The 23,990-nt window shown below is 46.0% G+C and carries 24 protein-coding genes and 1 tRNA gene; 14 read left to right on the plus strand and 11 right to left on the minus strand.

Going from position 1 to position 23,990, the window contains the following annotated elements; all coding sequences use genetic code 11:
• The 3 genes from DMB44_RS01595 to DMB44_RS01605 form a co-directional block, all read left to right on the plus strand.
• Window positions 1-512: IS200/IS605 family accessory protein TnpB-related protein (locus DMB44_RS01595; RefSeq protein WP_153280104.1), on the plus strand; the 512-nt coding region annotated here is incomplete at its 5' end.
• Window positions 513-560: 48 nt separating this feature from the next.
• On the plus strand, window positions 561-1,211 hold the full coding sequence (locus tag DMB44_RS01600) for a triose-phosphate isomerase (protein ID WP_110640313.1): 651 nt from the start codon (window positions 561-563) through the stop codon (window positions 1,209-1,211).
• A 9-nt stretch (window positions 1,212-1,220) separates the two neighbouring features.
• Window positions 1,221-1,910: a hypothetical protein gene (locus tag DMB44_RS01605; protein WP_110640314.1), complete on the plus strand. Its 690-nt coding sequence runs from the start codon at window positions 1,221-1,223 to the stop codon at window positions 1,908-1,910.
• Window positions 1,911-2,207: 297 nt separating this feature from the next.
• On the opposite strand, the gene DMB44_RS01610 is transcribed toward DMB44_RS01605, so the two are convergent.
• A complete protein-coding gene (locus DMB44_RS01610) occupies window positions 2,208-2,921 on the minus strand; it encodes an asparagine synthase C-terminal domain-containing protein (RefSeq protein ID WP_110640315.1) in 714 nt (237 codons plus the stop codon).
• Window positions 2,922-2,969: 48 nt separating this feature from the next.
• On the opposite strand from DMB44_RS01610, the gene DMB44_RS01615 reads away from it, so the two are divergent.
• The gene (locus tag DMB44_RS01615) at window positions 2,970-4,751 is read left to right on the plus strand and encodes a PINc/VapC family ATPase (protein ID WP_110640316.1); all 1,782 of its coding nucleotides are present in this window, start codon (window positions 2,970-2,972) and stop codon (window positions 4,749-4,751) included.
• Between the two features lie 9 nt (window positions 4,752-4,760).
• Window positions 4,761-5,264, plus strand: a complete 504-nt coding sequence (locus DMB44_RS01620) for a DUF2250 domain-containing protein (RefSeq protein ID WP_237265222.1) — start codon at window positions 4,761-4,763, stop codon at window positions 5,262-5,264.
• On the opposite strand, the gene DMB44_RS01625 is transcribed toward DMB44_RS01620, so the two are convergent.
• On the minus strand, window positions 5,261-6,301 hold the full coding sequence (locus tag DMB44_RS01625) for a DNA methyltransferase (protein WP_110640318.1): 1,041 nt from the start codon (window positions 6,299-6,301) through the stop codon (window positions 5,261-5,263). The genes DMB44_RS01620 and DMB44_RS01625 overlap by 4 nt on opposite strands.
• A gap of 375 nt (window positions 6,302-6,676) precedes the next feature.
• On the opposite strand from DMB44_RS01625, the gene DMB44_RS01630 reads away from it, so the two are divergent.
• Both DMB44_RS01630 and DMB44_RS01635 read left to right on the plus strand, forming a co-directional pair.
• Window positions 6,677-7,906, plus strand: coding sequence for an RNA-guided endonuclease TnpB family protein (locus DMB44_RS01630; RefSeq protein ID WP_110640319.1), 1,230 nt, complete (start codon window positions 6,677-6,679; stop codon window positions 7,904-7,906).
• Window positions 7,907-8,023: 117 nt separating this feature from the next.
• On the plus strand, window positions 8,024-8,731 hold the full coding sequence (locus DMB44_RS01635) for a G1 family glutamic endopeptidase (protein WP_255414298.1): 708 nt from the start codon (window positions 8,024-8,026) through the stop codon (window positions 8,729-8,731).
• A 97-nt stretch (window positions 8,732-8,828) separates the two neighbouring features.
• Here DMB44_RS01635 and DMB44_RS01640 read toward each other — a convergent pair.
• The 5 genes from DMB44_RS01640 to DMB44_RS01660 form a co-directional block, all read right to left on the minus strand.
• Window positions 8,829-8,903, minus strand: a tRNA-Ile gene (locus DMB44_RS01640).
• A gap of 75 nt (window positions 8,904-8,978) precedes the next feature.
• On the minus strand, window positions 8,979-9,290 hold the full coding sequence (locus tag DMB44_RS01645; RefSeq protein WP_110640321.1) for a helix-turn-helix domain-containing protein: 312 nt from the start codon (window positions 9,288-9,290) through the stop codon (window positions 8,979-8,981).
• Window positions 9,274-9,939 carry an endonuclease III domain-containing protein gene (locus DMB44_RS01650; RefSeq protein ID WP_110640332.1) on the minus strand — a complete coding sequence of 222 codons (666 nt, stop codon included), beginning with the start codon at window positions 9,937-9,939 and terminating at the stop codon, window positions 9,274-9,276. The genes DMB44_RS01645 and DMB44_RS01650 overlap by 17 nt, the downstream gene beginning before the upstream one ends.
• A gap of 4 nt (window positions 9,940-9,943) precedes the next feature.
• Complete coding sequence (eif2g, locus tag DMB44_RS01655) at window positions 9,944-11,179, minus strand: translation initiation factor IF-2 subunit gamma (protein WP_110640322.1); 1,236 nt, start codon at window positions 11,177-11,179, stop codon at window positions 9,944-9,946.
• A complete protein-coding gene (locus DMB44_RS01660; RefSeq protein WP_110640323.1) occupies window positions 11,163-11,549 on the minus strand; it encodes a 30S ribosomal protein S6e in 387 nt (128 codons plus the stop codon). The genes eif2g and DMB44_RS01660 overlap by 17 nt, the downstream gene beginning before the upstream one ends.
• Window positions 11,550-11,800: 251 nt before the next feature.
• Between DMB44_RS01660 and DMB44_RS01665 the strand changes: the two genes are divergently transcribed.
• From DMB44_RS01665 to DMB44_RS01690, 6 genes are all read left to right on the plus strand, one after another.
• Window positions 11,801-13,390, plus strand: a complete 1,590-nt coding sequence (locus tag DMB44_RS01665) for a bifunctional N(6)-L-threonylcarbamoyladenine synthase/serine/threonine protein kinase (protein ID WP_110640324.1) — start codon at window positions 11,801-11,803, stop codon at window positions 13,388-13,390.
• Complete coding sequence (locus DMB44_RS01670; protein ID WP_110640325.1) at window positions 13,383-13,946, plus strand: XTP/dITP diphosphatase; 564 nt, start codon at window positions 13,383-13,385, stop codon at window positions 13,944-13,946. Before DMB44_RS01665 ends, DMB44_RS01670 begins: the two co-directional genes overlap by 8 nt.
• A gap of 189 nt (window positions 13,947-14,135) precedes the next feature.
• A complete protein-coding gene (locus tag DMB44_RS01675; RefSeq protein WP_110640326.1) occupies window positions 14,136-15,422 on the plus strand; it encodes an FAD-dependent oxidoreductase in 1,287 nt (428 codons plus the stop codon).
• A 10-nt stretch (window positions 15,423-15,432) separates the two neighbouring features.
• Complete coding sequence (locus DMB44_RS01680; protein ID WP_010900756.1) at window positions 15,433-15,705, plus strand: ferredoxin family protein; 273 nt, start codon at window positions 15,433-15,435, stop codon at window positions 15,703-15,705.
• A gap of 6 nt (window positions 15,706-15,711) precedes the next feature.
• Window positions 15,712-16,506, plus strand: coding sequence for an electron transfer flavoprotein subunit beta/FixA family protein (locus DMB44_RS01685; RefSeq protein ID WP_237265224.1), 795 nt, complete (start codon window positions 15,712-15,714; stop codon window positions 16,504-16,506).
• Window positions 16,506-17,558 (plus strand): electron transfer flavoprotein subunit alpha/FixB family protein, encoded by a 1,053-nt coding sequence (locus DMB44_RS01690; RefSeq protein ID WP_110640327.1) that lies wholly within the window; start codon window positions 16,506-16,508, stop codon window positions 17,556-17,558. Before DMB44_RS01685 ends, DMB44_RS01690 begins: the two co-directional genes overlap by 1 nt.
• Here the strand turns inward: DMB44_RS01690 and DMB44_RS01695 are convergent.
• Window positions 17,546-19,528 (minus strand): threonine--tRNA ligase, encoded by a 1,983-nt coding sequence (locus DMB44_RS01695; protein ID WP_110640328.1) that lies wholly within the window; start codon window positions 19,526-19,528, stop codon window positions 17,546-17,548. The two genes, DMB44_RS01690 and DMB44_RS01695, sit on opposite strands and share 13 nt — an antisense overlap.
• A gap of 94 nt (window positions 19,529-19,622) precedes the next feature.
• On the opposite strand from DMB44_RS01695, the gene DMB44_RS01700 reads away from it, so the two are divergent.
• Entirely contained in the window at window positions 19,623-20,258 is a 636-nt protein-coding gene (locus DMB44_RS01700; protein WP_110640329.1) for a hypothetical protein, read from the plus strand.
• A gap of 274 nt (window positions 20,259-20,532) precedes the next feature.
• On the opposite strand, the gene DMB44_RS01705 is transcribed toward DMB44_RS01700, so the two are convergent.
• Genes DMB44_RS01705 through DMB44_RS01715 form a run of 3 tightly spaced genes read right to left on the minus strand, consistent with a single transcriptional unit; the run spans window position 20,533 to window position 23,937 of the window.
• Complete coding sequence (locus tag DMB44_RS01705; protein ID WP_110640330.1) at window positions 20,533-21,843, minus strand: aldehyde dehydrogenase family protein; 1,311 nt, start codon at window positions 21,841-21,843, stop codon at window positions 20,533-20,535.
• Entirely contained in the window at window positions 21,840-23,141 is a 1,302-nt protein-coding gene (locus tag DMB44_RS01710; RefSeq protein WP_110640334.1) for a hydroxyacid-oxoacid transhydrogenase, read from the minus strand. Before DMB44_RS01710 ends, DMB44_RS01705 begins: the two co-directional genes overlap by 4 nt.
• 4 nt (window positions 23,142-23,145) lie before the next feature.
• Window positions 23,146-23,937, minus strand: coding sequence for an N-acyl homoserine lactonase family protein (locus tag DMB44_RS01715; protein ID WP_237265225.1), 792 nt, complete (start codon window positions 23,935-23,937; stop codon window positions 23,146-23,148).
• Window positions 23,938-23,990: the final 53 nt, after the last annotated feature.

Below are 23,990 nucleotides of genomic sequence, written 5' to 3' on the forward strand. Positions count from 1 at the left end.
CAAAAAGGATAAACAGGCTATATTTAACAAGGAACAGAAAAATAAAGGATATCATGCATAAACTATCAAAAGCAGTCATAGAATATGCCATGAATAATAAAATCGACACAATTGTAATAGGCCATAACAATGGATGGAAGCAGAATGCCAATATTGGAAAGACGAACAACCAGAACTTTGTGCAGATACCCTTTAATATGCTCATACAGCAGATTAAATACAAAGCAGAAGAGAAAGGGATCAATGTCATGATACAGGAGGAGAGCTATACAAGCATATGTTCGTTTCTTGATAACGAAAGCATAGAACACCACAACACGTACATGGGAAAGAGAATAAAGAGGGGTGTATTCCAGTCTGCAAATGGAACATTAATACATGCTGACCTGCAGGCTTCTTACAATATGATAAAAAAGGCAGTCCCTGAAGCATTTGACGGGATAGAGGGTATTGGGTTATACCCACGAAGTTTAAGCATCAAGGAGATGATAACTTCCAAAGGTGGATGTTAACATGGTTAACAGAAACCATAACCTTATATAATGAAATGATTAACCGATATGTTTACGGCTATTGTCAACCTCAAGGCATATAAGGAGGCGACGGGCAATAATTTCCGTCAATTTTTGGATAAATTCCAGATGGATACCAGAGGATTTGACCTCATATTTGCCCCTTCACTGGTGGACATGTTTCATGCCTCATCATACGGTCGCTTTAGATTCTTCTCCCAGCACGTCGATCCAGAACCATACGGGGCCTTCACGGGGCATATACCCATGGAACTGCTGATCGACATCGGTATAAGCGGTTCACTTCTGAATCATTCCGAGAGGCGCCTGTCTAGGGAAACCATACAGCAAACGCTTGAGAAGGCTAAACATTTAGATTTCGAGATCGTACTCTGCGTTGAAAATGCTGATGAAGCGCTGTACTTCAAAAAATTTGAGCCTGATTTCATAGCCTATGAGCCAAAGGAACTCATAGGAGGTAATATATCCGTATCGTCCGCAAAGCCAGAGATAATTGGTGAAATCGTCAAGATGTATGAAAGCACGAGCACATCTGTGTTGGTTGGCGCTGGCATAAAAACGGGGGAGGATGTAAGGCGATCCATCGATCTAGGAGCAAACGGCATACTCATTGCGAGCGGTGTGGTTAAATCTCAAGACCCTGCTAAATCGTTAAATTCATTAATAGAGTTAAAATAGAGGGGCTGAATGCCGAAGGATAGCGAAGAGCCCCTGGTTAAAATACCTGAATTTGACGAACGCAAATTCCTCTTCGATGAAAAGGAGAGGGCAAAATCAATAGTGGTTATATTCGTCATAGGGGCCATCGTCGGTACTATTTCGGGCTATATGCAGCTTCTGGGATACTGGTATCTTTCTCTGATTCTTATTCTGGTCGTGCTTCTCTTTTCAGAGTACATAATGAAGGGGCTGGGTGTTCAGGTCTCAAAGAAGACGAGCCATCGCATACTGCTCGTCGGTGAATTTCTGTTGACATGGCTGGTCTTCTGGATATTGGTGTTAAATCCGCCTCTTAACCACGTTTCCGGACCAGAGATAGCAAATCTGCAGATGTACAGCAGCGGTGTCTGGACTACGCCATTACAGAAGAACGGTGAATACTATATACCATACGGAGTTTCCGCTGTGGGATTTAGAGTCTATATGTTTGCCTATTCCGGTATAACCTCATATAAGGTGACTGAATATGAATCAGGATCCGGCCAGACTCCGGCTGTGATATCTTCTCATCTCTCTGACAACTATCTATACTTCAATATAACGAATCCTGGTTACAGTCATTCCTACGTTGTAGACATCTATGCCACAACCGTTGTGAATGGATCCAATCTTTCATCTCAATCATCATACACATTTCTGGCTGCCGAGGCCAGTTGATTGATTATTGAAAGGCTACGGGTTTGATCGAAGCAGTAAAACCCAGATCTTCAGCGATTAGACACACTTATATTCTCAAGCGGAAATATTTATAAATTGTCTTAACACATTCTCTCGTATCCTCAACGATAACCAAGTGGATGATAACTGAGTAATATCGATGCGATTCAAATTTGCGCCTGTGGAGATCCCAATATCAGATCTGTATGGAATATATCCATACAGGGAGATGTCTTTTCGATGAAAGGAAAAATCGAAGCTTCAGCTGAGGAGTAGCTCACAGTATTCCGCCATCGTTTAGATCAATTTAGAGAAATAATTGACCATTTTTAGATACCTATCGATGCCAGACCCGTACTGTGCAGCTTTCTTTTTGTAGCCATAGATCTGCTCCGGTAGTCCGGAAGATCGTGCAGCGTCCCTTATCATCGCTTTGCCCTGTCCGTCTCTGATGTGGTATGACGAATCGAAGGACATGGCAATTTTAACTATACTCTGATTGAGGTATGGCGCGATCACCTCTTTGCCATAGTATTCCGCAATTTTCTTTTCCCTTGGAAGCGTTCTATCAATGAGTTTCCTCCACTGATCCTCGTTGCTACCAGATTCTATAGTCCTTCTATATCCATAGAAGAGTTCATCAGCACCCTGGCCTGTGACGATGGTGTCATCATCGGTGGAAGAGAGAACTACAGAGAGCACAAGCTCATAACCGATCTCCGATCTTGTTATGCTCCCGTCTATGTTCTTCAGGATCTCAACATGATCTTCGAGCTTGACATCGTCCAGGTATATCTCATGCAGTCTGAAACCAAGGATATTTGACACCTCCTCAGATCTTTTTATATCATGCGAATCTCTGAAACCCACGGTATATGGATTCAGGTTATACCCGGAGAGATGCATCAGCAGAGTACTGTCCAGACCACCAGAAAATGCAAGCGATCCATGCCCCGGAATATTTTCTCTCAGTATATCTCGCAATAGCGAAATGGCGTCTTCGTATTCCACATCGAATAATTATGGACATAGTTAAATAGTTACCTATAATGTAGCAATGTGAATTACGTTCCAGATACTTCGGTCATAGTTGATGGTCGGTTTACTCAGTACATACAAGGCAAGGAGGACGCGAATGTACTGCTCCCTGAGGCGATGCTCTCCGAGGTTGAGCATCAGGCAAACGAAGGGCGTTCCATAGGTTTTGCTGCTCTTGAGGAGCTCAAGAAGCTCAGGTCCCTTGAGAGGGAAGGTAAGATAAGCATAGAGATAGTTGGTGAGAGACCGAGGGAATGGCAGATAAAAAGGGCCAAGAGCGGTGAGATCGATGAGATGATCAGGAGCGTTGCGCTGCAATATGATGCAATACTGGTCACAGGCGACAATATACAGAGGGACGTGGCCATAATAAAGGGAATAAATGTGGAGTACCTGCAGCCACCTGAGAAGATAGTCAAGAACATAGAGGAGTTCTTTGAAGATACAACAATGAGTGTGCATCTGAAGGCTGGCACGAACCCCGTCCTGAAGGATGGAAAACCCGGAAGCATAAAATACCGCAGACTTGACTATATACTCAACAGATCCGATCTGGAGAACATAGCCAGCAACATAGTGAAGCGTGGGAAGCTTGAGGCCGATTCCTTCATAGAGATGGATGCACAGGGTGCTACTGTTGTCCAGCTGAAAAATATAAGAATTGTTATAACCAGACCGCCATTCTCAGACGATCTTGAGATAACAGCTGTGAGGCCGGTTGTGAAGCTCGGCATAGATTACTACGAACTCGATGACAAGATAAAGGAGAGGTTGGAGAGCTCAGCCAGCGGTATCCTGGTTGCAGGATCTCCAGGAGCGGGCAAAAGCACATTTGTTCAGGCGCTTGCAGAATTTTTCAATGCGCGTGGAAAGATAGTCAAGACCATGGAGAGACCAAGGGATCTTGACGTCTCAAAGGAGATCACGCAGTATACTGAACTTGAGGGATCTATGGAGATGACTGGGGACATACTGCTGTTGGTCCGCCCGGATTACACGATATTTGATGAGATGCGCGTCACCAACGATTTCAAGGTATATGCTGATCTGCGGCTTGCAGGCGTTGGAATGGTCGGCGTGGTTCATGCGACGCGTGCCATAGATGCCCTTCAGAGGTTCATAGGAAGGATAGAACTAGGCCTTATACCGCAGATAATCGATACCATCATTTACATAAACAACGGACAGGTTGCACAGGTGCTCAGCACGCAGTATACGGTCAAGATACCCTATGGAATGACCCAGGAAGACCTGGCCAGGCCGGTAATAGTTGTATCGGATCTGATAACAGGCAAGGATCTATATGAGATATACAGCTTTGGTGAGCAGATCGTGGTGGTTCCGATCAAGGAAAGGAAGGAATCATCCATGTCAAAGCTTGCTGTCGATCGCATCGAAGATTACATAAAGCACGTAATAAGGAGCGATGATGTGGAGGTTAAAATGGTTGGTGACAGCCGAGCAATAGTACGCGTGGATCCAAAATTTATACCAAAGCTTATAGGCCGAAGCGGGAAGAATATAACAGAGATAGAGAAAAAGCTCGGCATAAAGATCGACGTTGAAGAATCAGGTTCATCCTCTGAAAGGCAGAAGGCCGGCGTGGAGATAAAGAACAAGATAATATACATCGATGTTGGTCATCCTAACAAGCATGTACGCATATACCTTGGCGAAGTTCCAATTCTGCAGGCACTGTCATCGTCAAAAGGTATAGTGAGAATCAAGCTGAGCACTGAGATAGGAAACGCAATATACAATCACATAAAGAACGGCGGCGACATCTTCTATTCCATCGATTGAAGTGGAATGATGGAATACGAGAAGGAGATAATAGATCTGATCAACGATTACGACATGCTGCGCGTGCTAAGGCACTTTACAGTGGCACATGTTGATTATGCCAAGAACATAACAAGATACACAGAGATCCCTCAGATGCGCGTCCGAGAGTATCTAAAGCGCCTCAAAGATATGGGCCTGCTGGATTATTACACAAATACATCAATTAAGCGAACAGAGGCGAAGCTTAAGAAGAGTGCAGAGGTGCACAAACATCACACCTATTATCAGATAAACAAGAAGGCTGAGGCGGTTTTAAAGGAGATAACGCCAAAGCTGTACGTCAGATGGCTGAAGCAGGAGGAGCTTGAATTGCTGTGCAGCAGGAAGGAGAGAAAGAGCAGGCCAGATGCATGTGCAGCCCTTCTCCGTATGGGCATAATAGACAAATGCTACGATCTGACGGATCTTGGGCGCGAGATCTTCGAGACGGCCAGGCGAATGCAAGTACTTAAATGCGACGACAGGAATTAGATCTTCTGAAATACGAATATGTATTCATGTTTGAACACGTAGAAGCCGCCAGATAGGGCCCTGTATCGCCAAAGCGCCTCGGAACCAGCCTTTCCCCTGGTGAATTCAAAATTCTTCACTATGGTGCTCTTCAATCTGAATCCATTATCCAGCACCGCCTGCATAGAATAGAAACCGAGAGGTATCCACTCGCCCTTTCTGTACTTGTCGCCTATGACCATGGCCATGAACCTTCCCTCAGCGAGGTTTCTGCTGACATTCCTCACCACTCTTATGAGCATGTCAAGGAACTCTCTTATTGTGCGTGCATTCGATAGATCCTCAGGATTGTCCGAGAATTTGATTATATCATGGTAGGGAGGATGCAGAATCGCTAGGGAAAATGCATCTATTCCATTCTCGGCCATTATGCCCTTTACGTCCATGGACATGGAATCTCCAGTGTAAACCCTCGTTATTCCTTCTCCATGCATTCGACCTAAGATCCCCTGCGACCGGATGCTTACGTCGGGGTTTATCTCTATGCCGATCGCATTTCTTCCCATTTTCTTAGCCTCTATAAGCGTGGTTCCGCTTCCGCTGAAGGGATCGATCACCCATTCACCCCTCTTGGTGTATCGCATCATCATCTGCCTTGGGATCTGGGGTACAAAATTTCCCCAGTACCATCCAAGTTTTGATCCGCGGTAGTCCCTGTCCCTGAATATCCAAAGGCTATCCGTCATAACGTCTCCGTATTCTCTCCATCTCGACAGATCGATATCGCTGTAGGGGAGCTTTTTTGGCTTGAATATCATCCTGTAGATCTCATCCGCATAATGTTGTGCGCGTTCAGTTGTCCTGGAATCATTTATCTTATCAAGAATCTGATTGAAGGCGTCTTCATCAACAGAAATCGTTTCGCAGTCTGCATCCTTCGCATCAATTTCCATGCGAAGATCCCTTACTATTTCACGGACAGTGTCTATGCTGTCCGCAATCCTTAACCTATTCACAACGTCGTCTATGAGATGCAGAGGTATGCGAACTTCAGCCATTCATGGCATTAGCATGTTTTAGAATTTAAAAGTGACGCTATGACTGGCTGGGAATAGAGATGATGGATTTTTGGATAAATGCGCGTCCTGCTGATGCCTGATATCTTATTTCTGTCTGATCCAACACCGCATCTTATGCGATCATCGGTGGCCATTGATCCTTAATGTATTTTTTTACTCCATCATGTTCCATTAAGCACGATTGTATGAACCATATTTTAGAAAAATTTATTAATAGTTATGATTATATCATTTATAAAAAAAGCTAGGAGTTTGAGGGAAGCTGTAAATCTCAACCTCTTCGGACAAGAGATACACGAAGTTCCCCCCAATACATAGAAAGATCTATAAATAATCTCATCATATCTATAATCAATGATAACAGCTGCCAAAGTGAAGCTGTATCCAAATGAAAGACAGAAAATTTTACTGGAGAAGCACTTTGGCAGCTGTAGATTCGTATACAATTATTTCTTAGCGAAGAGGGATGAATACTATATAACGCATAGGGATGCTAAAAAATCCTCTTTAAACTATTTAGACACACAGAACATGCTCATCGATCTAAAGAAGGAATATCCATGGCTGTACGAGATCAACGCCCAATCACTTCAGATGTCTCTACGTTTCTTAGACAATGCATTCAAGAACTTCTTCCATAAGAACGCAGAACATCCTAAGTTCAGGATCAAGGGAAGGAACGAATACTTCGCAGTACCACAGCACATCAAAATTCGAGGAAACAGTATATATTTCCCAAAGTTCTCTGAAGGCATATACTTCAAGGGCTCTGAGAAGAAGCTGTCCGAGATTAAAGACATCAACGAGATAGTAATAACCAAGGATTCAGGTTATTACTACTGCTCTATTATATATGAAAATGAGGAAGAACTGCCAGAGAAGAAGCCATTATCAGCAGAGAACTCCGTTGGTATAGATCTAGGCATCGAAAAATTTGCAACCTTATCGAATGGTATAGCAATAGAGAATCCAGGATTCATAAAGAAGGTAGAGAAAAGAATAAGACAATTACAAAAACAGTTATCAAGAAAGCAGAATGGATCGAAGAATGGAAGGAAGCATATACTTAAATTACAGAAGGAGTACATGAAGCTGAGAAACATGCGTGAAGACTTCCTTGATAAAATATCTACTGCGATAGCCAAGCAGTACGATACCATCATCATCGAAGACCTCAACGTACATGGAATGATGCAGAACCATCATATATCGAAGAGTCTAAGTGATGTTTCTTTCTATTCCTTCAAGCAGAAACTGGAATGGAAAGCAGAAAAATATGGAAAGAATATAATAGAGATAGGAAGGTTCGATCCATCATCTAAGATATGTTCATCATGCGGTAACATAAAGCATGATCTGAAGTTATCAGATCGCATATACCACTGTAACGTATGCGGATTAACTATCGACAGGGATCACAACGCATCAAAAAATATAAGGAAGATTGGACTTATAAAAGTAGGATCGGTGCGATCCGAATTCACGCCTGTGGTCATAGCGATATATGGCTTGTACGGAATATATCCGTACAGGCAGAGGTCGGTCGTTGAATCAGGAAGCTCCGATGCTTCAGCTGAGGAGTAGCTCACGCTTAATAGAAAAACGCTTGTATTTATCGTTTCGGCAGCTATTGTTCTGTCGTTCGTTCCAATTCTGGCTGTACCAGCGAGTGGCTCTATACCGGCCTTTGAGCATAACCTCATCAGGGCATCTACAACCAGCTCAGAGAACTGGGCTGGATACGTCATTACCAGCAGCGACTATTCCGTTCATAATGTAAGCATGTCCATGATCATACCGAATACCGATACGTCCGGTAATTCTTATGCCGCTTTCTGGGTGGGCATAGACGGCTACAACGACAACACTGTGGAACAGACTGGCATACTGGCAGAGCCCAGTGGATTCGGTCATAATTCAAAGACGGTGTACAAGGTATGGTACGAGTTCTATCCTGCGGCTCCCGTTTATGCCAGCTTCAGCGCATCAGCGGGTGATTACGTATATGCCAACGTCACCTATAACGGATATGGCAGCTTCACAACTTACATAATGGTTGAGACCTCTGGCGGTCAGATCATCGGTACATTCACAGGTCATGCGACCGTAAGCAATGCATTGGACGATTCTGCTGAATGGATCGTTGAGGCCCCGGCATCCACCTCAGGTATTTTGCCCCTCGCAGATTTCGGCGTTGCGGAATTTGGTTACGATTCCACGCACATATCGCTGACAAACTACGCGACTGTATCTGGTAACTATGAGCCCATGGGATACTTCTCGCCTACGGAGATAATCATGGTAAATCAGGCAGGCCAGCCACAGGCAACGCCATCGGCTATATCAGCAGATCTCACCAGCTTCAACGTTACCTTCGATCAGACAGTCACTGCACATCATGGAAGATGATGAAAGTGCTATCGATGAACCTGCACATCTAGTATAGAAAGAAGAATTATGCAAGAAATGCAGGCTGTATGGAAAAACATGATCTAAAATTGAAAAATGGGGTTGACCGGATTCGAACCGGTGACCTCTCGGTTATCAGCCGAGTGCTATAGCCTGTCTAAGCTACAACCCCGTAGCTTCGTAATTTGTTTCACGCTTAATATTTTTTCTCTCGCATCGCTATTGGATCCGCAGTGAGAATTCACACTCATCGATCTGCAAAGTATTCGAATACGGGCAATAACCTCTTTCTTAGTTCACGTCCACGATCCGTAAGATCGTAAGTCACAATGTCTCCATCATATCTTTCTATCAGTCCAGCAGCTATCATATCATGAAGCCTCGCCGAGAGCATGGCGCCGCTTATTCCAGGTATCGCCTTCTTCATATCATTGAAATTTTTCCTTGTGTTATCGTTACCGAGTACGGACAGAACAAATATGGCATATTTCTTCCCTATTATATGTAGAACGGGTTCTGCTGGATCTATACATATTTCGCCGCTATCTGTCTTTATCATGCATGATAGCGCCTTGTTGTTTTCCATGCAGAAAATATATGCATCTGTTATTTAAAGGACATCCTTCACATTCAGGCACCTTTCTGCAGTGATCCTTGGATATCTGTACGATCATTGCATGCAGATTCTTGAGGCGGCGCACGTCATTTATTTCCTCCTCCACGTCCCTTTTGATATTTTCTCCGGTTATCCCGTAGCATCTCTCAATGAACCTCTTCGTGTATCTATCGATCACAAAAACAGGAAAATCTAGTGCGTAGAGCAGAATGGAATCCAGAGTCTCCTGGCCGATGCCCTTCAAACCCGAAAAGAATGATATCGCCGTTTGAAGATCCTTTATATTTTCTATCGATCCGAATCGTTCCACGACGGATCTGGATATGGATATCAGGCGGTCGGCCTTCTGGTTATAGAATCCCGCCGGCCTTATGATCTCGGCAAGCTTTTGTCTGTCGCATCTGGATATGTCTGCAAGTGTCATCAGTCCATTTTCCTTCAACCTTGAGATGGCCTTTTCCACATTGTTCCACGAGGTGTTCTGTGTCAGAATGGCACCTATGACAACCTCATCTCTAGAATCCGCCGGCCACCATCTCAGGTCGCCGTATATGCAAAAAAGATCATCGTAAATTGTACTGTAAAGGCCCATGACATCATTCAAGAGATTGAATTATGCCATAACCGATCAGGCGCCATCTGTTCATCACGCGCCTGCCTATTGCAACGCGCATGCCGTTGAACGCTGCGACCGGATACTTTAGCGAGACTTCGATCTCACTGCCCTTCATTGCATTCACGATGCCCACAGTGTTAGCTGTCGCCACTGTGAACATGAGCGTTTCCTTGGGCTTTATGGGCTCAACGTTAAGCTCCTGATCCGATCCGACAACCCTCTTCAGCAGGTGGGCCTCAAGCCTCATTGAAAATGCAACAGGAGGTACCTTACCAACATGGCCGGCAATTCTGCCCGTAAAGGCATCGCCCTTCGTCAGGAATGGATCGAGCTTCGTGCCTACGGCGGCCAGTCCACCGGGCCTTATCCTATCGTAGGAGTATTTCCCGGCCATCAGGCTTACGATCTCTGTTGTCACGTTGTTCCATACCGTTTTGTTTCCCTTGGTTGTCTGGATGCCAGGTGCTATCTCTATCTCGTCTCCAACGGCGAATTCACCCTGTGTGAGCGATCCTCCTATGACACCCCCCTTCAGATCGCTAACGGGAGTACCGGGTCTGTTTATATCGAAGGATCTGGCTATGTACATTATCGGGTCATCATTCTCATTGAATTCTGGTGATGGTATATATTTCTCTATAGCCTCAAAGAGCGCATCTATATTCGTGCTGTGATAGGCGCTCACAGGGATTATCGGAGCATTTTCTGCTATGCTCCCCTTGACAAAGTTCTTGATTTCCTTATAGCTTTCGACGGCCCTCTCTCTGGTAACAAGATCTATCTTGTTCTGCACTATTATAATACTCTTTATTCCCATTATCTCCAGAGCCGTCAGGTGTTCCCTTGTCTGAGGCTGCGGGCAATGTTCGTTTGCCGCTATCACCAGCAAGGCGCCATTCATGAGGGCAGATCCGGAGAGCATGGTGGCCATGAGCGTTTCATGCCCAGGCGCATCCACTATAGATATGACGCGCTCCAGCTCGCAGTTTTCACCCTTCTCTCTTGAGTAGTGTACGTTTCCAGATGCGTCATAGCATCTGTAGATCGGCGTATCTGCATATCCAAGCTTTATCGAGATGCCTCTCTTTATCTCCTCGGAGTGTGTATCGGTCTTTGTTCCCGTCAGAGCCAGCGTCAATGTACTCTTTCCGTGGTCAACATGACCGACCATCCCTATATTCACAGAGGGCTGAGGCATCTTAAGCTTGCTGATCATCTTTCTTCTCCTCTAGGGGCGTTGGCCCGTACTGAACGATCTTCAGATTTATCTGTGAGATATCCGATCCAATTATGGAACCTCTGACGGTTATGCGTTTCCTTATTCCGTTCTTTCCCCTGTACCCCTTCCTGTAGGATACCAGTATCTGCTTCTTACCCTGTGTTTGAAGATCGGATCTCATTGGGAAACCGTCAATTGAGCTTCCACCCGTCACCACAAGCTTGTATCCAACCATGTCGAAGAATACGCCATCTATCTCGTCGCCTATCTTTCTACCCACAAGCGACCCCATCCTTTCAGCCGGTATCTCCTTTTTATACGTCTTTCCGGTCTTGGGATCAGCAATGATTGCCAATGAATTAGCCATGATTCACCAGTCGGTTAATATCAATGCCCTTTAAAAATGTGATGATTCAACTGTTTATCCATAGAAACAGCCCATGTGAACCCTGCCTGGCTGATCATTTGGGTTTTGAAATGAGGTAGCGGTTTCATTGATAGACGCAAAGCATTGTGCATAAATTTTCAATGGTAAAGATCCGGAAAAAGCGTTTTGGGTTTATCGTCTCCACACGCGATCATAACGAATCTTTAAATGTCAAGCTTTCATAACTCGGTATGATAGTTCTTGGCCTGGAGGGCACCGCCCATACAATAAGCTGCGGTATTCTCGATGAGAACAGGATACTCTCAATGGAATCCTCCATGTATAAGCCCAGAACAGGAGGTATCAGGCCTCTGGATGCGGCCGTCCACCACGCAGATGTTATCGATTCTGTCATACGCAGGGCGCTTGAAAAGGCGAAAATTTCAATCAATGACATAGATCTTGTAGGTTTTTCCATGGGTCCAGGGCTGGCCCCCTCGCTCAGGGTGACGGCCACTGCAGCAAGATCCATAGCACTGCTTGCAGGCAAGCCGATCATCGGCGTTAATCATCCGCTTGGCCATATAGAGATCGGCAGGCGCGTAACCGGAGCCAGAGATCCCGTTATGCTTTACGTCTCTGGCGGTAATACGCAGGTGATAGCCCACGTCAGGGGAAGATACCGCGTTCTCGGTGAAACGCTCGATATAGGGATAGGAAACATGCTGGATAAATTTGCCAGAGAGGCCGGTATTCCGTTTCCTGGTGGGCCGGAGATAGAGAAGCTGGCTTCAAACGGCCGGAAGCTCCTTGAACTCCCGTATTCGGTGAAGGGGATGGATACGTCATTCTCCGGTATTCTCACGGCGGCTCTCCATCATCTCCATTCTGATGAGAGGATCGAAGATATAAGTTACAGCATACAGGAAACTGCTTTCGCTATGCTTGTAGAGGTCCTTGAGAGGGCTCTCTACGTTTCTGGAAAGGATGAAATACTGATGGCTGGCGGAGTTGCGCTCAACAGGAGACTGCGTGAGATGGTGATGCAGATGGCCGGTGACGTGGGGGTCAAGGCCTATCTTACGGACAGGGAATACTGCATGGACAACGGCATAATGATAGCGCAGGCCGCGCTTCTGATGTATAAATCAGGGGTCCGCATGTCGATTGATGATACCGCAGTCAATCCTCGTTTCAGGATCGATGAGGTTGATGTGCCGTGGATAGAGGACAGGAGACGGAAAGAGTACGGAATGACAGGCGCAGAATCAAGAATAGATGCGGTGGGATTCTACGGAAGGCCAGCCATAAGGAAGATACGCGTTGCTAAGCGGTACAGGAATCCGGATATTGACAGAAGGATACGGTATGAGAGGATGCGCAATGAATTTACGTTGCTGAGAAAGCTGAAGGAGGCCGGGGTGAAGGTTCCGCTCGTATACGATTTTGATCCATTTGGAATGTCCATGACGATGCAGAGGATTGAAGGATCCAAGATGTCAGATCGACTAATCACGGGAGACGTCAGCTTCATGCAAGATCTTGGGATAACTATAGGCAGGATGCATTCAGCCCTACTTGCACATGGAGACTTGACCGTAAACAATATACTGATCGGCGATGGCGTATACCTCATCGATCCAAGCATGGGAAAGGTCGACGCGGAGATTGAGGATATGGCCGTTGACCTCTACACGCTGGAGGATTCCATCAAGGGCCTTGGGTTGGATTCCGCTGAAGTGCTTGATCCAGCGATGAAGGCATACAAATCAAGTTTCAGGGATGCATTAAAGGTCATTGAAAATGTAAGTGCCATAAGGAGGAGGCATAGATATGTATAAATTTGTGACGAGCAACAGGCACAAGTTCGAGGAGGCCAGGGATCTGGCATCCCGCCATGGTATCGATATAGAATGGATCCAGATGAAGTATGAAGAGATCCAGGATGACAGCACTGAAAGAATCTCATACGACAGCTGCAAGAAGCTTTCCGGAAAGGTGGATCCACCATACTTCATAGATGATTCTGGTCTCTTCATAGAATATCTGAAGGGATTCCCCGGGCCATACTCAAGCTACGTTTCTTCTACCATCGGAAACGAGGGCATATTGAAGCTCCTTGAGGGCGTAACAAATAGGTCAGCCTATTTTCTCACTGTGGTCTCCCTTAACGAAGGGCACAGCATCATGCAGTTCACAGGCAAGGTTATGGGAAAGATATCGACGTCCATAATGGGATCCAATGGATTTGGATATGATCCCATATTCATACCAGATGGATCAGACAGGACATTTGCCGAGATGGATACAAGCAGTAAAAATGCTATATCGCACAGGAGCATAGCATTCAGAGGCCTATTTGAATATCTCAGAGCCAACAGAATATCGAATAAATAATAAATATAAAATTAGAATCATTATCACAATCATCAATGAATTTTACTTTATGATCTTATATTTATATTTTCTCATACGCTTAGCAAAAATATAGACTATCGGCGTCGAAAACCGTCAATAGTAATCCTAAATCTTTTATAATATAGAAAAAAACAAAAAACATATAAATAAATTCGCTATCTTCGAACAATGAGTGAATTTGATGTCATAGTTATAGGCGCTGGTCCGGCAGGATCCTCTGCTGCAATAAAGCTTGCGCAGGGTGGTATGAACGTACTTCTGGTGGAGAGGGGCGATCCTCCAGGAACAAAGAACGTATCTGGCGCTGTCCTCTGGGGCGATGAACTTTCGAGGGTCGTACCAGACTGGGAAAGAAGTGCTCCCATTGAGCGTTTTGTCACGAGAAAGGAGGTCGCATTCCTCACAGAGCGGTCGAAGATTGCTATAAGCTACAGTTCTCAGGATCTGATGGAGAAGAAGTCAGGAAAGATCATTGTCAGGGGAAAGTTCGATCAGTGGCTGGCCAGGAAGGCAAAGGATGCTGGGGCTATGCTCGTTACTGGCATAACGGTGGACAAGCTCGTTATGGATGATGGAAAGGTTATCGGCGTGATGCAGGACGGAGATGTGGTCACATCTGATGCCGTGATAGTGGCTGAGGGTGCCAATCCAAGAGTACTCATCAATTCCGGCCTGAGGCCCAAGCTCTCAGATCATGACGTTGCTCTGGGCATAAAGGAAACTATCAAGCTGCCGGAAAACGTCATAAATGAAAGATTCAATGTTGATTCAAAGGGCGGTTACGCTTCAGAATTTGTGCTTGGGTTCCTTGAAGACGGCCTGCTTTCTGGTGGTTTCCTGTATACAAATAAAGATACGGTATCCCTGGGTATAGTAGCATCTCTGGACAGGCTGAGGGCAAATGGTATGACGCATTCATACGATATTATGGGTAAGTTTGAGGAACATCCATTCATAAAGAACCTGATAAAGGACGGCATACCTGACGAATATGCCGCGCATCTCGTTCCTGAAGGCGGCCTCGCCAGCATGCCAGAACTCTACGGCAACGGCTATCTTGTGGCAGGAGACGCAGCCATGTTCACCTTCAGCAATGGTATGGTCCTTCAGGGCATAAACTATGCAATAACGTCTGGACTGCTTGCGGCGGAGACAATACTCGAAAACAAGACAAAGATAAACAAGGAGACGCTCTCCAGCTATGTCACCAAACTTCGGAACAGCTATGTTCTCAGCGATCTGTACACCTTCAACGGTATACAGAACGTCACATGGAGCGATTTCACGCAGAAGACCATGCCCAAGATACTCGACAGCGTGATGATGTCTATGTTTGATGAGCGCGGTATGCCGAAGAAACATCTGATGCAGGTTCTGACAGCAGCTGTGAAATCCAACGGCATGAGGTATACGGATCTGATATCGAGCGGATACCGCATGATGAGGAAGATGTGAGGTGTCTGATATGAAGATTGAGGAAAAACTCTCTCTGCTTAACTACAAGACGGACCGATCATATGCACATATAACGATCGATCCGGATATATGCGCTGGCTGCCCAGATCATTTTTGCGTTTTTGCATGCCCAGCCAACTGCTATACGCTGATCAACGGAAAACTGAATTTCAAATACGAAGACTGTGTTGAATGTGGTACATGCGATATAGCGTGCTCTCATGGCAGCGTCAAATGGACGCTCCCCAAGGGAGACAATGGGGTCATATACAAATATGGGTGATGCTGCATGCTGAACATAGTTGTTATGATAAAGCAGGTTCCTGACAGCAGCGAGGTGGAAATAGACCCAGTGAAGATGACTCTGAATAGAACTAAGGCCAGAAATGTGGTAAATGCCGCTGATCTGAACGCGCTAGAATTCGCGCTCAGGATAAAGGATAAGGTTGGTGCGAACATAACCGTGATATCGATGGGCCCACCCATGGCCGACGCCGCCATAATTGAATGTATGGCAAGAGGAGCGGATCGTGGTATACTCATAACCGACAGGGCCTTCGCAGGGGCAGATACCTATCCTACGGGTCTGACACTTGCAGCGACCATCGCCAAGATAGGAAATGTCGATATAATCTTTGGTGGAGATGAGACCACAGACTCCAGTACTGGGCATGTAGGGCCGGGTGTCGCTGAATTCCTCGGTATAGATCAGATAACATACGCCAAGGAGGTTGATTACGAAGATGGGTACGTCATAGCCACGAGGGATCTGGAGGATGGCGATGAGACAGTGAAGGTACATACACCGGTACTCATTACAGTTCTGCTGAACTCCAACATTCCAAGGCATCAGAGCCTGAGGAAGAAGATCGATGCCATAAGGAAGGGCGTGGAATCATGGGGTATAAACGAACTGGGCCTGAAGCCTGACTGGGTCGGGCTACGCGGATCGCCAACCATAGTGAGATCCATGAAGGCGATAAAGGAGCCCGAGCACCTCCACAAGACCGTGCCGATCGACCAGATCGATACGATCATCGCGGATCTCGTATCCAAGAACATCATAAAGGTAGGTGGTAAGTGATGGTAGGCCTAATAAATGCGATACCTGTTGCAAATAAGGACGAGTACAAGAATGTTGGCGTGTACATCGAACACAGGGGAGACGATATAAAGAGATCATCCATAGAGATGATAGGCATAGGCAAGCAGCTTGCAAGGAAGATCAATGAAAAACTTATATGCATCGTTATAGGAGATAAGGTTGACGGTATAGCAAAGGAGGTGGGCGAATACGGCTGCGACATAGTTCTGGCTGCTGAATCTCCGGATCTGGCAGACTACAGGACGATGCCCTATGCCCAGATAATAGGCGATTACATAGCGGAATACAAACCCAATATATTTTTGCTGGCAGCAACCAGGAACGGCAGGGACCTTGCATCAAGAATAGCGGTGAAAGAGAGGACAGGAATAACGGCTGACTGCACGGTACTCGATGTGGATGAGAACAGGACACTTCTGGCTAACCGTCCAACGTATGGGGAAAGCACCCTGGCTGAGATACTCTGCAGAAATCACAGGCCACAGATGGCGACAGCCAGGCCGGGCACATTCACGCCCGCGGAGAAGGAGAAGGATCATAAGTACGAGATAGTGAAGAAGAAGGTCACAGTGGATAAGAGCATGCTCGGGAAGCAGATACTGAAGTTTGTGCCGAAGAAGGCGACCGATCTGACCGCAGCCAAGATAGTCGTGGCGGGCGGTCTTGGGCTTGGCGGCCCTGATGGCTTCAAGCTTCTGCAGGAACTGGCCGATCTCATAGGCGGTGCCGTGGGAGCATCCAGGCCTCCAGTAGACCTCGGCTGGATAACTAGGGATCATCAGGTGGGTCAGACCGGGCAGGCGGTGAGGCCTGATCTGTACATAGCGGTGGGTATATCCGGCAAACCACAGCACATTGCCGGCATGAAGTTCTCCAAGGTGATCGTCAGCATAAACAAGGATCCCAATGCTGAGATAAATAAGATATCAGATTACATAATAACAGAGGATTACAGAAAGGCTGTACCGGCGCTGATAGATGCCATAAAGAATTTTGGAAAACAGAAGGTGGCTGAGGCTCAGAAGGCCTGATCCACCTTTCTCTCCTCTATCTCTTTTTTCAACACGCTTATGAATTCCGAGAGGCCGTAGGTCTTCGATTTTCCTTCACGGTTCCTGGCGGTTACGCTCTCGTTTTCCTTCTCCTTTGCGCCGACAACGACGATATAAGAAGGGCGATATGGATGGATCAGCTTTATCTTCTTGCTGACAGTGTCCTGCGAGGTGTCGAGTTCGCTCCTTATACCGTTCTTCATTAGCTCCTCATGGACATGCCTAGCGTAGTCATCGAAGCTGCCGCTTATGGGTATGACGTAGGCCTGTATGGGCGTCAGCCAGGTTGGTAGTTTTCCTGCATAGTGTTCCAACAGAATTGCAAGGACCCTCTCATAGCTTCCATATATGGCCCTGTGCACCATCACCACGCGATCCTCCTTGCCGTCACTGTTCGTATAGGTGAGTCCAAAATTGACGGGCATGAAGAAGTCAAGCTGTATGGTTGACAGCTGCCACATCCTTCCTATGGCGTCTTTTACATGCACGTCGATCTTCGGTCCGTAGAAGGCGGCTTCTCCCGGATATTCCTTGTATTCGATTCCCATGGATCTGAGCGCACCTCTGAGCTGTTCAGTTGCGTTGTCCCATACGGACAGATCGGCCTCAAGATCATGGGAATGGCACACAGGGCACTCTATGTCGGTACCGCGTGCACCCTCGATGCGATTACCGCAGTTGCGGCAGACATAGCTTACCAGGTAATTCTCTGGATGATCACGATCTATGACGCTGAGATCGAATGAAAGTTCTATATTTCCAAATAGCGTGGTGAAGGTTTCTCTGACCATGTTCAAAAGCGTCCTGATCTCCTCTCCTATCTGGTCCATGCGCAGGAATGCGTGGCCATCATCCTGGGTGAAGGCCCTTGGCCTCGTGAGACCGCCGACTTCACCAGATTTCTCGTATCTGTAGACCGTCCCTGGCTCTGAGTATCTTACTGGAAGGTCCCTATAGCTGTATTTCCTTCTGGAAAATATTGCTATATGCCCCGGGCAGTTCATGGGCTTTATGCCGTAGCTGTCTCCGTCCGGCAGCGTGAAGAGGTACATGTTCGGCCTGTATTTTGCGTAATGGCCGCTCTGCTTCCATATGGTATCCCTGAATACATGGGGAGTCCACACGTCCAGCCAACCGTTCTTCCTGTTCATCTGATCCATATACGCAAGCAGCTCCTTTCTTATCATCTGGCCATACTGGGTGTACATCGGGAAGCCCGGCGCCCACTCTGAATTGAAAACAGCGAGATCCATCTCCGAGAGTATCTTCCTGTGGTCACGCCTCTTCGCCTCCTCAAGATTGTGAAGGTATTCCTTCAGAGATTTTTCATCAGGAAAAGCGGTTCCATATATGCGGACAAGGGTCTTGCTTTCATCGTATTTGTAAACAGCACTTGCTATGTTCAGCAGCTTGAACGCCCTTATGTAACCGGTGCTTGGCACATGGGGTCCAAGGCATAGATCGACAAAGTTGCCCTGCCTGTAAACGGAGCTTGCATCCGATACATTATCCTCAATTATCCTTAACTTGTAAGGATTTCTGGCAAATATCCTGATCAGTTCGTCCTTGGGATACACGATCTTCTCGATCGGTACATTCTCCTTCTGTATTCTGTGCATCTCATCTTCTATCTTTGCTAGATCCTCCTCTCCTATGGGCTTCATGTCAAAATCATAATAGAAACCGTTTTCCACAACCGGACCGGTATTTGGGAGGGCATCCGGATAGAGATTGGTAACGGCATTGGCAAGCAGATGTGCCGCGGAATGACGAAGGATCTGAAGACCATCCTCAGAATAGATGCTGACCGGTACTGCATCGACGTCCCCATCGGCCACATCTCTGAGATCGTGCAGGGTATTGTCGATCCTGACCGCCACAACATTTCTGTCCTTTATAACATCAATGTAGCGCTGACCCTTTCTGACATGAACAGCTGAATCTGGCATAATTGGGTAAGAGATATATGTATAAAAAGATCGATTTTCCATATCCATATAAAAATCGGATAATGTTTATACCAGTCAGCCTGATACATGTCAAATGTCTTCATATATTATAAGGCAAGGTACCATATTTCAGAACGATCAGGAGGTTGGACGCATAACGGTTAAAAGAACCGGAGTCAGGACTGCAGAGATATCCATATCTGGCGTTGTGGATGTGACATTATCGCGCGCAGGTTCAGGTCGTTTCCAGATCTACGAACACGGGAATCTTGTCGGTTCAGAAAGGAGGGGCCTTGTGATAGATTACTACTCAAACACGTACAATGTTGATCTACGTGATCTAAACTCGTTCGTCTCGGGGTTCTCAAACAGCGTGACCGTCTATAATGGCGGGGTGACCGTCGGAACGATATCTAGATCAGAAGGTTCGATAGACGTGGAGGCCAACAGTGATGACACCGTCATGCTGATATACGGCGCATTTCTTCAGGCGTATGTCAGGCCAGTACCTGGTGCTGGTCGCAGAGGTATTCCTGGAAAATACCTGCTGGCGTCCCTGGCCCTTCTCATTGGAGGCCTTGGAATATTCGACTATCTATCAATATACACTAAATATCCATATTATTATGGTTTGATCGTATTCATAGTCTTGGTCGCAGCTTCGGTTTATGTTCGTGTTCTTGGGAGAAAGGCTTATCTCAGGCAACAGAACGATCACACTAGGCAATGAATGTGGGAAGAGATCATCGGTATTCTCAGTCATTTAAAAGAGAAGTTAGGGGTTTGGGGGGGAAGCTGTAAATCTCAACAGCTTTAGCTTAGGAGTAGCTCGCAAATTTATGGGAACAGCTGGTAGGATGTGTGGATCTGATTGGAAAAGTTAAGGTCAACGGCTTAGGCAATGATATCCACGCTCATCGCACTATAGCCGTTGATGATATTATTCATGATCGTCGATATCAATATCTTATCGATATGGAACTGAGAGGGTGATGCGCATAGCATCAGTTGATCCATACAGTCTTTATGTTGGTGAATTCGATCATACCGTACCTGGATAATTCACGCCCTATACCGCTCTTTTTGACACCACCAAACGGCAAACGCGGATCTGAGGCCACGATCTTGTTGATGAAAACCATTCCTGCTTCGATGTCCGGAACCAGTTTTTCTGCCTCGTCAGGATTTCCCCATATTGAAGATCCAAGCCCAAACGGTGTTTCATTGGCAAGGCGTACGGCCTCGTCGTAAGTATCAAAGATCTTCACCACCGCAACTGGCCCGAATATTTCCTCCTGATACGGCACATCTGTTCGAAGAATCGTAGGCATCACTATGTTACCATTAGAATCTCCGCCTATTACGATGTCAGATTTAGGCTTAAGATCTGATATCTGCCTTAAAACTGTCTCCTTCTGTTCTGTACTGGAAAGCGGCCCGAGGAAAGTATCCGGATTAAGGGGATCGCCTATCTTCGTCCTTGAAAACTCCTCCCTCAGGCCAGCTATGAATTCATCAGCTATTTTCCTATTCACTATGAATCGTTTCGATGCAATGCAGCTCTGGCCGTTATTCTGTAGACGCCCAAAAACTGCATTCTTTATGGCATCTTTCAGGTTATAGTCATCAAGGACTATGAACGGATCAGAACCGCCGAGCTCCATAACGAACTTCTTAATGTTTTTGCCAGCCTTTTCTGCTATGGCGGAACCTGTCGCTGTAGATCCAGTGAATGAGACGCCATCTACGTATGGTATCATTTCAGAGGCAGTCTTTCCGCTGGTGATCGTTGATCTGAAGGCTTCGGTATCAAAAAGATCTTGGATCTTCAGGCTCGTGCCGGAAACGATAGATGCATGTTTAAGTATCACGGTATTTCCAGCCGCAAGAGCGGGCACAGCTGCACGCATGACCTGCCAGACAGGGAAATTCCATGGCATTATGATGAGAACGGTTCCGATAGGATCGAATCTGATATAGCTCATCCTGGCCTCAGTCTTCACGATCTCCTTAGACAGAAATCTCTCCGCGTTTTCAATAACGTAATCCATCAGCCATATTGACTTCTTTATCTCTGACACGCTTTGAGAGATTGGCTTTCCCATCTCCATGGTCATAAGCTTTGAAAGATCATCGATATGCTGTTCAAAGTTTATTCTTGCCCTTTTGAGGACTTCGATCCTTTCACCCAGATCCTTTCTCCACCTCTTCTGATACTCCTTGAGATTTTTTATCTTCTCCAGCACACCATTCGCATCTTCCTCATCGTAGGTGGCAAGTACCTCTCCAGTGTATGTATTCCTCGTCCAGATCATTTTCCCATCGCTTCCCTGAATAGTAATTCTATGTCTGCCTTATCTACTTTTTTAGGGGAAAGACCTAGCAACCTCTGCTGCGCTAGCGTACCTTCCACCAGTTTATCCAGGTCAGACTGGGTGAAATTCAGATCTGTAAGATTGTCAGGAATTCCTAGTGTATGCAGCAGATTCATATAATAATCAAAAATTGCATCGCCAATCTCTGGCGGTTCGAGGCCATCGCTGTCATATCCCAAGGCAGATAGCACATCAGCAAACTTTTCTGGGACAAAGTTAGAGAGGTATCGGAAAACATAGGCCGCAGGTATAGCCGTGCTTATCCCATGTGGCGATATAGGGTATCCGAAGTCATAGTCTTCCGGGTGCCATCCCTTGATCATTCCGGCGATGGGATAAGCCATGGCATGAGGTATATGGACGCCAACATGTCCGAATCCCATTCCAGCTATGCTTGCAGCCATAGCCATATAATACCTCGCCTCTATATCGAGCGGATCAGCATACGCCCTTCTCAAATATGTGTGAACCCATTCAATAGCCTGTAGTCCAAAAAGGTCTCCTATAGGGGTGCTGCCTGAATAAACTGGTCTTTCATCAGGAGAAACGACAGGAGACCTCGCCGTATATGGATGAGAAGTATAGGATTCTATGGCGTGGTTTAGAACGTCAAGGCCGGTTGAGGCTGTTACCTTCGGAGGCATGGTCAGTGTATTCAGGGGATCTATTATGGCAAGACTCGGCCTTATGAATGGATTGCTTATCCCTGTCTTCACATGGATATGCTCCACATCGAATATGGTTACATTGGTCGTTTCGCTTCCGGTTCCAGCTGTGGTTGGTATGGCAATATGCGGAAGGAGTTCCCCCTCTGGTATCATACCTTTTCCTATGGGCTTGTTTATGTAGTCCATTATGTCCCTCGGATATCTGTAAAGCAAATTGAGTATCTTTGCGGTATCGATCGTAGAACCGCCACCTACTGAGATGAATCCATCAATCTTCATTCCTTTTATATCTTCATATCCTTTCTTCAGCGATTCATCATCTGGTTCCGTCTTCACTCTGTAAAAAATATTGTATTTTATACCTGCATTGTCCAGTGAGGAGAGGATCTTGTTGAACTGCTTTGAATTACTGATCCTGGGGCCAACAACAATCAGTACGCTCTTTAATCCTAGCGATCTGGCATCCTTGCCCACCTCATGACTTATGTTCATTCCAAATTTTATCTTTGGTACATTGATCACGAACGCATTGTCATTAAATTCTGTAGATACTAGGTAGCTGCCCTTCATGATCTCACTCCACATATTTTGGTGCATGCGGATATTTATCCCAGATTCCAGGATCATGGCTTATTATCAATTTCTGCCTTCGTGCAGCTTCCCGGATCTTCATCTTCTTTATATACGAATTCCATTCCTGTGCATCGGACAAAAGCCATCCTTTTGCCTCGACCTCGTACTCTCTCGGTAAATGGAGGAAGTCACCGGTCATCGTATACCTGTTGCCCTTTTCAGTCTCTACATTCATGACCTGGTGTCCGGCAGTATGCCCACCAGTAAATTCAACTGAAACTCCATCCACTATTTCGAAAACAGGATCATCCAGAGTCATCCATCTTGCCCCCTTCAATGGCAAAAGATCAGAATAGTCGTATGCGCCACTCTTCCCCTGCCATATCATCGATAACGCGCTTTCCAGTTCCCTGCGCTGTACGATCAGAGGAACCTTTGCGTCCCTGAAAACGGATGCCTGCCCAACATGATCCAGATGGAGATGGGAGATTACCACGAAGTCTATATCTTCAGGTTTCAGTCCTAGCAATCCAAGCTGTTTTTCTATATGATTCTCTTCGCCCATCTTTATTATAGGAAAGGCCTCCATCAGGCCTTTTTCATGGGTTTTCATTGCGTCTGGCGATATGCCCGTATCAAAAAGTATTCTAGCTTCTGGATGCTCTACAACAGCACCCGTGATAGGAATTTCCACCCATTCCCTCTTTGGTTCCCTGTTGCTGTAGGTCATTGCCCCTCCAAGCTGCCCTGGCAGAAACCATCCAATGTCTCCGCCTAGCCAGCCAAAATCCAAGATATATATTTTATTGGCTTTCATATGATTATTAACTAAAAAATATTATTTAT

This window comes from Thermoplasma sp. Kam2015 (genome assembly GCF_003205235.1).
GTDB lineage: Archaea > Thermoplasmatota > Thermoplasmata > Thermoplasmatales > Thermoplasmataceae > Thermoplasma.

Excerpts from the sequence above, each read along its gene's own strand:
- DMB44_RS01600 (WP_110640313.1), top strand. The coding sequence starts at position 561 with ATGTTTACGGCTATTGTCAACCTCAAGGCATATAAGGAGGCGACGGGC.
- DMB44_RS01605 (WP_110640314.1), top strand. The coding sequence starts at position 1,221 with ATGCCGAAGGATAGCGAAGAGCCCCTGGTTAAAATACCTGAATTTGAC.
- DMB44_RS01620 (WP_237265222.1), top strand. The coding sequence starts at position 4,761 with ATGGAATACGAGAAGGAGATAATAGATCTGATCAACGATTACGACATG.
- DMB44_RS01625 (WP_110640318.1), bottom strand. The coding sequence starts at position 6,301 with ATGGCTGAAGTTCGCATACCTCTGCATCTCATAGACGACGTTGTGAAT.
- DMB44_RS01630 (WP_110640319.1), top strand. The coding sequence starts at position 6,677 with ATGATAACAGCTGCCAAAGTGAAGCTGTATCCAAATGAAAGACAGAAA.
- DMB44_RS01645 (WP_110640321.1), bottom strand. The coding sequence starts at position 9,290 with ATGATAAAGACAGATAGCGGCGAAATATGTATAGATCCAGCAGAACCC.
- DMB44_RS01650 (WP_110640332.1), bottom strand. The coding sequence starts at position 9,939 with ATGGGCCTTTACAGTACAATTTACGATGATCTTTTTTGCATATACGGC.
- eif2g (WP_110640322.1), bottom strand. The coding sequence starts at position 11,179 with ATGATCAGCAAGCTTAAGATGCCTCAGCCCTCTGTGAATATAGGGATG.
- DMB44_RS01660 (WP_110640323.1), bottom strand. The coding sequence starts at position 11,549 with ATGGCTAATTCATTGGCAATCATTGCTGATCCCAAGACCGGAAAGACG.
- DMB44_RS01665 (WP_110640324.1), top strand. The coding sequence starts at position 11,801 with ATGATAGTTCTTGGCCTGGAGGGCACCGCCCATACAATAAGCTGCGGT.
- DMB44_RS01670 (WP_110640325.1), top strand. The coding sequence starts at position 13,383 with ATGTATAAATTTGTGACGAGCAACAGGCACAAGTTCGAGGAGGCCAGG.
- DMB44_RS01675 (WP_110640326.1), top strand. The coding sequence starts at position 14,136 with ATGAGTGAATTTGATGTCATAGTTATAGGCGCTGGTCCGGCAGGATCC.
- DMB44_RS01680 (WP_010900756.1), top strand. The coding sequence starts at position 15,433 with ATGAAGATTGAGGAAAAACTCTCTCTGCTTAACTACAAGACGGACCGA.
- DMB44_RS01685 (WP_237265224.1), top strand. The coding sequence starts at position 15,712 with ATGCTGAACATAGTTGTTATGATAAAGCAGGTTCCTGACAGCAGCGAG.
- DMB44_RS01690 (WP_110640327.1), top strand. The coding sequence starts at position 16,506 with ATGGTAGGCCTAATAAATGCGATACCTGTTGCAAATAAGGACGAGTAC.
- DMB44_RS01695 (WP_110640328.1), bottom strand. The coding sequence starts at position 19,528 with ATGCCAGATTCAGCTGTTCATGTCAGAAAGGGTCAGCGCTACATTGAT.
- DMB44_RS01700 (WP_110640329.1), top strand. The coding sequence starts at position 19,623 with ATGTCTTCATATATTATAAGGCAAGGTACCATATTTCAGAACGATCAG.
- DMB44_RS01705 (WP_110640330.1), bottom strand. The coding sequence starts at position 21,843 with ATGATCTGGACGAGGAATACATACACTGGAGAGGTACTTGCCACCTAC.
- DMB44_RS01710 (WP_110640334.1), bottom strand. The coding sequence starts at position 23,141 with ATGAAGGGCAGCTACCTAGTATCTACAGAATTTAATGACAATGCGTTC.